The sequence below is a fragment of the Mycobacterium sp. 852002-30065_SCH5024008 genome (assembly GCF_001665645.1).
Taxonomy (GTDB): domain Bacteria; phylum Actinomycetota; class Actinomycetes; order Mycobacteriales; family Mycobacteriaceae; genus Mycobacterium; species Mycobacterium paraffinicum.
This window is the reverse complement of record NZ_LZSZ01000022.1, coordinates 62,045-70,562: the sequence shown is the minus strand read 5'-3', so window position 1 is coordinate 70,562 and position 8,518 is coordinate 62,045. Positions and strand designations below refer to the sequence as shown.

Sequence of the window (8,518 nt, the reverse complement as noted above, 5' to 3'; positions counted from 1 at the left end):
AGATGTGTATAAGAGACCCCCGCCGGACGCCACCGCGACGGCCCTGGTGCGTCCGCTGCCGGATGGCGCCCGGGTGATCCTCGTCGCCGACACCACCCAAACCACACAGGTGACGCACCAGCTGCGACTGCTGATGATCGGGGCGGGCGTGGCAACCCTGGTTGTCGCCGCGCTGTTGTTGGTGGCGGTCAGCCGGGTGGCGCTGCGCCCGCTGGACCGGCTGACCGCGCTGGCCAACGACATCAGGACGGGTGATCGCGGGCGGCGGCTGCGCCCCGACCGCGCAGATACCGAATTAGGCCGCGCCGCAATCGCTTTCGATGGAATGCTGGACGCTTTGGAGACCTCCGAGCACCGGGCGCAGCGGGCCGCCGACGCGGCCCAGCGCGCCGAGACGGCCACCCGGCGTTTCCTGGTGGACGCCGCCCACGAGCTGCGCACCCCGATCGCCGGGATTCAGGTCGCCGCCGAGCAGCTCGCCAACAGCGCCTCCCAGCAGCAAGGCGACGACGGGGCAGGCGCTCAATATCGCCGGGCCAGCCTGCTGCTTTCGGACGCTCGCCGCGCCAGCCGGCTCGTCTCGGACATGCTTGATCTGAGTCGCATCGACGCCGGGCTGCCGTTGGACACCCATGACGTCGACCTGGCCGCGATCGCGGATGCCGAGGCCGACCGAGCCGCCATGCTGGCGCCGCAACTCGCCGTCCGTCGCACGGGTCTGGCCGAGCTGAATGTCAACGCGGACCCCACCCGGCTCGCGCAGATCCTGTCCAATCTGCTCGACAACGCCCGTCGTTACACCCCGCCGCGAGGCGCCATCACGATCGACGTCCGCATGCACGAGGGCGCGGCGGAGGTGACCGTCACCGACAGCGGGCCCGGCATTCCCGACGACGAGCGGGAGCGAATCTTCGAGCGCCTGGTGCGGCTGGACGCCGGGCGCGCCCGCGACCACGGCGGCGCCGGGCTGGGCCTGCCGATCGCCCGAGCGCTGGCCCGCGCCCACGGCGGCGAGCTGGTGTGTTTGCCGTACGACGGCGGTGCCGAATTCCGGCTCACCCTGCCGGTAGCGCAGGTGAGTGGTGACCGCCCCGGGTGAGGCGGCCACCACTCCGTGCGGCCAGCCCGGCGTCAGAATCCCGGCGGCGGTGGCCGGAAAGGGTCGCCCGGCCCCGGTGGTGGCGGCGGCCCGACCGGTCCACCCGGCCCCGGCGGCCCGCCGAACGGTCCCCCCGGATGCGGCAGTCCCGGCTGCCCCGGCGGCGGTGGCGGCGGCGGATCTGCACTCGCCACCGCGACCCCGAAGCCGGCCGCGGCCGCCCCGAAGGCGCCTGCGAGCAGCGAACCAGCGATGAGTTGTTTGATCTTCACTCGCTCCATCTCTCCTTGCTGTCGGCGTCATTCACCCCGTTGGGTGCGCAAATGCGCTACGCGCACCACATCGGTGCCGCGACGGTAGAAAGTCAGCCTGAAGCAAACCTGAAGACGCGCGCGCGAAGCGTCAGCCGGACGCGGCCGCCGCGGTCACGGCGGTGAGACGCCAATTGTCCAGCCACGGCTGGATCAGTTCGGCGACCGAGAACTTCGCCGGGGCCAAACACCCGCGCTTGGGCCCGGAGGGGTCGCCCCCGCGAATCAGGATGCCAACGGCGCGAACGGTGCCGTCGCTTTCATTGAGATAGACGGGGCCACCGGAATCGCCGCACTGGCCGGGCGCCATGAACACGACCTTGCTGCCGGTGACTTCCGTGATCGGACCGCAGGTGGCTTCGCCCGAGCCCATGCCGAATTTGCACAGTTCCTGGCCGGGCTGCAGGTCGGTGGCGACGCCGGAGACCGGCAAGGAGGCCCCGACGGCCGGGTTCTGGGGAATGGTGTCGCCGTTGAGCACGATGAGCCCGATGTCGTGCTGTTCGCTGTGGACTCCCTCGCTGACCGTCTGGCTGAACGTGCCAAGCGTCGCGTAGGGGAGGATGCCGGCGAAGTTCATCGTCACCTTGCTGGCCCCGCCGGAGCGGTTGCAGTGGCCGGCGGTGAGGACACCTGCCTGACCGGTGCTGGTGCGCACCAAAAACCCAGCGGTGCAGCCCATTCCGCCCGACCCATCGGCGTACTGCACGTAAATGCCGGCACCGGGGCCGACGGCAGTCGACGCGGGCAGATCGATCGGCGACAGGAGCGGCGGCGGGGCGGGTTCGTGGGCCGGGCCGGTGTTCCTCGACAGCGTGTAGACGGCGGTGATGAAGGCGGTGGCGCAGAAGAGCGACGCGATGACCAACAACGCGGAATGCATCCTGGACCGCGGCGGGTACGACGCTTGGGTTCCGGCCAACAGCCCCCCTTTGAGCGCGATGCCGGCAGTTCTGCGTCCCAGCTTGCCAGCTTCGGCCAGGGCGGCCGGGGCGATTAGTCAGATTCGTTGCGAGAGATCAGCTGATGGCGGCCGGCTCGGGGGAGGGCCGGTCTCCGACGGAACTGTGCGCGCGGCGATGGTGCCGGCGGTAGTGGCGGATCTCGATCACCAAGCCCGCCAGACCCAGGGTCGCCGTGCACAGCGACACCAGGTACAGCAGCGAGCTGGGGTGACCGGCGAGGGCGTCGCCAAGGATCACCACGGCGGCGGTGCCGGGCAGCAGGCCGCCGAGCGTGGCCAGCGTGTACGGCAGGACGCGCACCGTCGACGCACCGGCGGCGTAGTTGATCGCTGAAAACGGCACGGCGGGGATCAGGCGCAGCGACAAGATGGCCAGCCAGCCCCGTTGCCGCAAGCGCTCGTCCACCGTGTCGATCGATCGATGGCGAACCAGGCGGTTCAGCCGCCAGCCGGCCGCGCGCACCAGCAGCATCGCGATCACCGCGCTCGCGGTGCTGGCAACCACCGCGATCGCCACACCCGTCAACGGGCCGAACAGCAGCCCGGCGGCCAGGGTGAACGCCGTCCGCGGAACCGGCACCACGGTGGCCACGATGTGCGCGGCGAGAAACGCCAACGGGAACCAGGGCCCGACCGACTCCGCCCAATCGCGCATCTGCACCGGGGTGGGCACTGGCAGCCATGAGGCGGCCGCGATCAACAGTGTGATACCGACCACTGTGGCAATCGCCCGGGGCCGCGACAGCAGACGCGCGGCCGCGCCCAGCGCGCCGCCGAGGTCGCGCAGCGTCCGGTTGATTCTGCAGGTGGCGGAAGCCGTCACGCTTGTAAAGGTTACGGGGCGCAGATGAATAACTCGTTTCCCGAGGCTGGCGTTTCATCACCGGCCGGCCTCGCTGGTCACGCCGCGCGGTTTTCAGCCGACAGGCTCGATCAATTAGCCTCATTAGTAAGTCGCAGGCCCCATTTGCTGGCAAAAAAGGGAGCAATCGGTGTCCATTGATGTACCCGACCTCGCCGAACTAGAACAGGTTCGCGGGCGTTGGCGCAGTGCGGTCGCCGGCGTGCTATCGAAAAGCACCCGGAAGGACCCCGAGGAGCTCGGCGACCAGCCCGAGCGGCTGCTGGAAACCCCGACCTATGACGGCATCGCCGTCCGGGCGCTGTACACGGCGCTGGACGAGCTGCCGGAACCGCCGTTGCCCGGCGAGTGGCCTTTCGTGCGGGGCGCCGATGCGCTGCGCGACGTCAAGTCCGGCTGGAAGGTGGCCGAGGCGTTCCCCGCCGATCGCGTCGCCGGGGTCGCGGCCCAGGACGTCAACTCGGCGGTGCTCGAGGCACTTGGCAACGGGGCCAGCGCGCTGGTGCTGCGGGTGGGCGAATCCGGCGTGACGGTCGACCAGCTCGCGGACGCCCTGCAGGGCGTGCACCTGAGCATGGCGCCGGTCATCGTCGACGCGGGCGCGGACTACTCCGCCGCAGCCGACGTCATGTTGGCGTTGGCGGCCGGCGTCGAACCAGACCAGCGCGAAATACTCTCGATCGACCTGGGTGGCGACCCCTTCACCGCCGCACTGAGCGATCGTCCCGTGCCCGCGGTGGACGAGGTCGTCGCGGTCGCCAAGCACTCGGCCCGGGAGCGCGGCGTGCGTGCGATCACCGTCGACGGGCCCGCCTTCCACAACCTGGGCGCCAACGCGACGTGGGAGCTGGCCGGCACCGTGGCCGCCGGGGTGGCCTATCTCCGGACGCTCACCGAGTCGGGCATGTCGGTCGGGGAGGCGTTGCGGCAGATCAGTTTCCGGCTGGCCGCCGATGACGACCAGTTCGTGACGCTCGCCAAGATGCGGGCCGTGCGCCACCTGTGGGCGCGGGTCGCGGAGGTCGTCGGTGACCCCGACGGCGGCGCCGTCACGGTGCACGCCGAAACGTCGCTGCCGATGATGACCCAACGCGACCCGTGGGTGAACATGCTGCGCTGCACGCTGGCCGCCTTCGGTGCGGGCGTCGGCGGCGCCGACACCGTGCTGGTGCTCCCGTTCGACGTGGCGATCCCGGGCGGCTTCCCCGGCACGGCGAGAAGCTTCGCGCGCCGGATCGCCCGCAACACCCAGCTGCTGCTCTTAGAGGAGTCGCACGTCGGCCGGGTGCTCGACCCCGCCGGCGGTTCGTGGTTCGTCGAGGACCTCACCGCCCGGCTCGCGGAGCAGGCCTGGGAGCACTTCCAGGCCATCGAGGCGCGCGGCGGGTTCGTCGAGGCCCGCGAGTACGTCGCCGACCAGATCGCCGAGGTCGCCGCCCGACGCGCCGACGACATCGCGCACCGCCGCACCGCGATCACCGGTGTCAACGAGTTCCCGAATCTCACCGAACCCGCTCTGCCGCATGATGATTCGTCGGGTTCGCCACTGGCTGCCGGCAACCTGCAGCGGTACGCCGCCGCATTCGAGGCGTTGCGCGATCGTTCCGACGCCTTTCTGGCCCGCACCGGCGCGCGCCCGCAGGCGCTGTTGCTTCCGTTGGGCCCGCTGGCAGAGCACAACATCCGGGCCACTTACGCCGCTAACCTGCTGGCATCGGGCGGCATCGAAGCCGTTAACCCCGGCACGGTCGACGCTGCCGGTGTCGCGAAGGCGGTCGCCGACGCGGGATCGCCGAGCGCGGCAGTCATCTGCGGTACCGATAAGCGCTACCAGGACGAGGCCGCCGCGATCGTCGAGGCGGCCCGAACCGCCGGTGTGTCGAGGGTGTACCTGGCTGGACCCGAGAAGGCCATGGGCGACGCCGAGCACCGGCCCGACGAATTCCTGACCGCGAAAATCAATGCGGTCGAGGCCCTTTCGAACCTGCTCACTCGACTGGGAGCGTAACCGCAATGACCACAACCGCACCCGTGATCGGTAACTTCGCCGACGTCCCGCTGAACGGCGAACGCCCGCTGCCGCCGCCCACCGAAGCCGCCGTGGAAAAGCACGTCGCGGCCGCCGCGGCGGCGCACTGGTACACGCCCGATCAGCTCGAGTGGCACACGCCCGAAGACATCGCCGTCAAACCGGTGTACATCGGCGCCGACCGGGCCGCCGCGGTGGCCGGCGGTTACCCGCTGAACAGCTTTCCCGGCGAACCGCCCTTCTTGCGCGGCCCGTACCCCACGATGTACGTCAACCAGCCGTGGACCATCCGCCAGTACGCCGGGTTCTCCACCGCGGCGGAGTCGAATGCGTTCTACCGCCGCAACCTGGCGGCCGGCCAGAAGGGCCTGTCGGTGGCCTTCGACCTGGCCACCCACCGCGGCTACGACTCCGACCATCCCCGTGTCCAGGGCGACGTCGGAATGGCCGGCGTGGCAATCGATTCCATCCTCGACATGCGTCAGCTTTTCGACGGCATCGACCTGTCGTCGGTGTCGGTGTCGATGACGATGAACGGCGCCGTGCTGCCGATCCTGGCGCTCTACGTGGTGGCCGCTGAGGAGCAGGGGGTGCCGCCGGAGAAGCTGGCCGGCACCATCCAGAACGACATCCTCAAAGAATTCATGGTGCGCAACACCTACATCTATCCGCCCAAGCCGTCGATGCGCATCATCTCCGACATCTTCGGCTACACCAGCGCGAAGATGCCGAAGTTCAACTCCATCTCGATCTCCGGCTATCACATCCAAGAGGCCGGCGCCACAGCCGATTTGGAGCTGGCCTACACGCTGGCCGACGGTGTCGACTACATCAAGGCGGGCCTGGACGCCGACCTGGACATCGACAAGTTCGCGCCGCGGCTGTCATTCTTCTGGGGCATCGGAATGAACTTCTTCATGGAGGTCGCCAAGCTGCGCGCGGGCCGGCTGCTGTGGAGCGAGCTGGTGGCCCAGTTCAATCCGAAGAACCCCAAATCGCTGTCGCTGCGCACACATTCGCAGACCTCCGGCTGGTCGCTGACCGCGCAGGACGCCTTCAACAACGTCGCGCGCACCTGCATCGAGGCGATGGCCGCGACCCAGGGGCACACCCAGTCGCTGCACACCAACGCCCTGGACGAGGCGCTGGCGCTGCCCACGGACTTCTCCGCTCGGATCGCGCGCAACACCCAGCTGCTGCTGCAGCAGGAGTCGGGCACCACGCGGCCCATCGACCCGTGGGGTGGCTCGTATTACGTGGAGTGGCTGACCCACCAGCTCGCGCAGCGGGCCCGGGCGCACATCGCCGAGGTGGCCGAGCACGGCGGCATGGCCCAGGCCATCAACGAGGGGATCCCGAAGCTGCGCATCGAGGAGGCCGCCGCGCGGACCCAGGCGCGGATCGACTCCGGAATCCAGCCGGTGATCGGCGTCAACAAGTATCAGGTCGAAGAGGACCAAGAGGTCGAAGTCCTCAAGGTCGAGAACAGCCGCGTGCGCGCCGAGCAGCTGGCCAAACTCAAAGAGCTGCGGGCGGGCCGCGACCAGTCCGCCGTCGAGGCCGCGCTCGCCGACCTGTCCCGGGCCGCCGCCGCGCATGGTCGCGCCGGCGAGGACGGGTTGGGTAATAATCTGCTGGCGCTGGCGATCAACGCCGCCCGGGCCAAAGCCACGGTCGGCGAGATCTCCGACGCGCTGGAAAAGGTATACGGCCGGCACCAGGCGGAGATCCGCACCATCGCCGGCGTCTACCGGGACGAAGCCGGAAAGGCCCAGAACATCGCAACCGCCACCGAACTAGTCGAGAAGTTCGCCGAGGCCGACGGCCGCCGGCCCAGGATTCTGGTGGCCAAGATGGGTCAGGACGGTCACGACCGCGGCCAGAAGGTGATCGCGACGGCATTCGCGGACCTCGGCTTCGACGTCGACGTAGGCTCGCTGTTCTCCACGCCCGAGGAGGTGGCCCGGCAGGCCGCCGACAACGACGTGCACGTCGTCGGCGTTTCGTCGCTGGCCGCCGGTCACCTGACGCTGGTGCCGGCGCTTCGCGACGCGCTCGCCGAGGTGGGGCGGCCCGACATCATGATCGTGGTCGGCGGGGTGATCCCGCCCGGTGACTTCGACGAGCTCTACGAGGCCGGGGCCGCCGCCATCTTCCCGCCCGGGACGGTGATCGCCGAGGCCGCGATCGGCTTGCTGCACAAGCTTGCCGAGCGACTGGGTTACACGCTCGACTAGATGGCAGCCCGCAAGAGCGACACCGTCGACGAGCTGGCCGACGCCGTTCGCGGCGGCGACCGCGCGGCGCTGCCGCGGGCCATCACGCTGCTGGAATCCACCCGCGCCGACCATCACGAGAAGGCGCAGAAGCTGCTGCTCGCGCTGACGCCGGACTCGGGCGACGCGCACCGCATCGGCATCACCGGGACCCCCGGAGTGGGGAAGTCCACCACCATCGAGGCCCTCGGCATGCATCTGATCGAGCAAGGCCACCGGGTGGCGGTGCTGGCCGTCGACCCGTCGTCGACCCGCAGCGGTGGATCGATCCTCGGCGACAAAACGCGGATGGCCCGCCTGGCGGTGCACCCGGATGCGTACATCCGCCCGTCGCCGACGTCGGGCACTCTGGGCGGCGTAGCAAAGGCCACCCGCGAGACGGTGGTGTTGTTGGAGGCCGCCGGTTTCGACGTGATCATCATCGAGACCGTCGGCGTCGGTCAGTCCGAGGTGACGGTGGCCAACATGGTCGACACCTTCGTCCTGCTGACCCTGGCGCGCAGTGGCGATCAGTTGCAGGGCATCAAGAAGGGCGCGCTGGAGCTCGCCGACATCGTGGTGGTGAACAAGGCCGACGGGGAGCACCTCGCGGAGGCGCGGATGGCCGCCCGCGAGCTGTCCTCGGCGATCAGGCTGATACATCCCCGTGAAACACTCTGGCGGCCACCGGTCCTCACGATGAGCGCGACGGAGGGGACCGGCCTGCAGGAATTGTGGGACACCATCGAACGTCATCGTCAGGTGCTCACCGAGGCCGGCGAGTTCGAGGCGCGCCGGCGCGCCCAGCAGGTCGACTGGACGTGGCAGATGGTGCGCGACACCGTCTTGGATCGGGTGCTGTCCAACCCGAAGGTGCGCAAGATGCGCGCCGACATCGAACGTCAGGTCAAGGCCGGGGAGTTGACCCCCGCGCTGGCGGCCGAGCAAATATTAACGGCCGCGTCAGAATAACGGATAGATAAACAATCCGATTTCGC

7 protein-coding genes are annotated in these 8,518 nt (G+C 69.4%); 4 read left to right on the top strand and 3 right to left on the bottom strand.

What is annotated here, in order from left to right; genetic code table 11:
• The coding region (locus A5781_RS02515; protein WP_067200693.1) for a cell wall metabolism sensor histidine kinase WalK at positions 1-1,099 on the top strand (1,099 nt) is incomplete at its 5' end.
• A gap of 32 nt (positions 1,100-1,131) precedes the next feature.
• On the opposite strand, the gene A5781_RS25415 is transcribed toward A5781_RS02515, so the two are convergent.
• The 3 genes from A5781_RS25415 to A5781_RS02505 form a co-directional block, all read right to left on the bottom strand.
• Complete coding sequence (locus A5781_RS25415) at positions 1,132-1,371, bottom strand: hypothetical protein (RefSeq protein ID WP_156624313.1); 240 nt, start codon at positions 1,369-1,371, stop codon at positions 1,132-1,134.
• 130 nt (positions 1,372-1,501) lie between these two features.
• Positions 1,502-2,293 (bottom strand): trypsin-like serine protease, encoded by a 792-nt coding sequence (locus tag A5781_RS02510; protein ID WP_067200677.1) that lies wholly within the window; start codon positions 2,291-2,293, stop codon positions 1,502-1,504.
• Between the two features lie 136 nt (positions 2,294-2,429).
• Entirely contained in the window at positions 2,430-3,197 is a 768-nt protein-coding gene (locus A5781_RS02505; RefSeq protein ID WP_067200674.1) for a TVP38/TMEM64 family protein, read from the bottom strand.
• A 169-nt stretch (positions 3,198-3,366) separates the two neighbouring features.
• Here A5781_RS02505 and mutA point away from each other — a divergent pair, with 169 nt between their 5' ends.
• Genes mutA through meaB form a run of 3 tightly spaced genes read left to right on the top strand, consistent with a single transcriptional unit; the run spans position 3,367 to position 8,492 of the window.
• Positions 3,367-5,244, top strand: a complete 1,878-nt coding sequence (gene mutA, locus A5781_RS02500; protein WP_067200671.1) for a methylmalonyl-CoA mutase small subunit — start codon at positions 3,367-3,369, stop codon at positions 5,242-5,244.
• A 5-nt stretch (positions 5,245-5,249) separates the two neighbouring features.
• Positions 5,250-7,502, top strand: coding sequence for a methylmalonyl-CoA mutase (scpA, locus tag A5781_RS02495; protein ID WP_067200668.1), 2,253 nt, complete (start codon positions 5,250-5,252; stop codon positions 7,500-7,502).
• Positions 7,503-8,492, top strand: a complete 990-nt coding sequence (meaB, locus tag A5781_RS02490; protein WP_067200665.1) for a methylmalonyl Co-A mutase-associated GTPase MeaB — start codon at positions 7,503-7,505, stop codon at positions 8,490-8,492.
• The last annotated feature ends 26 nt before the right edge of the window (positions 8,493-8,518 follow it).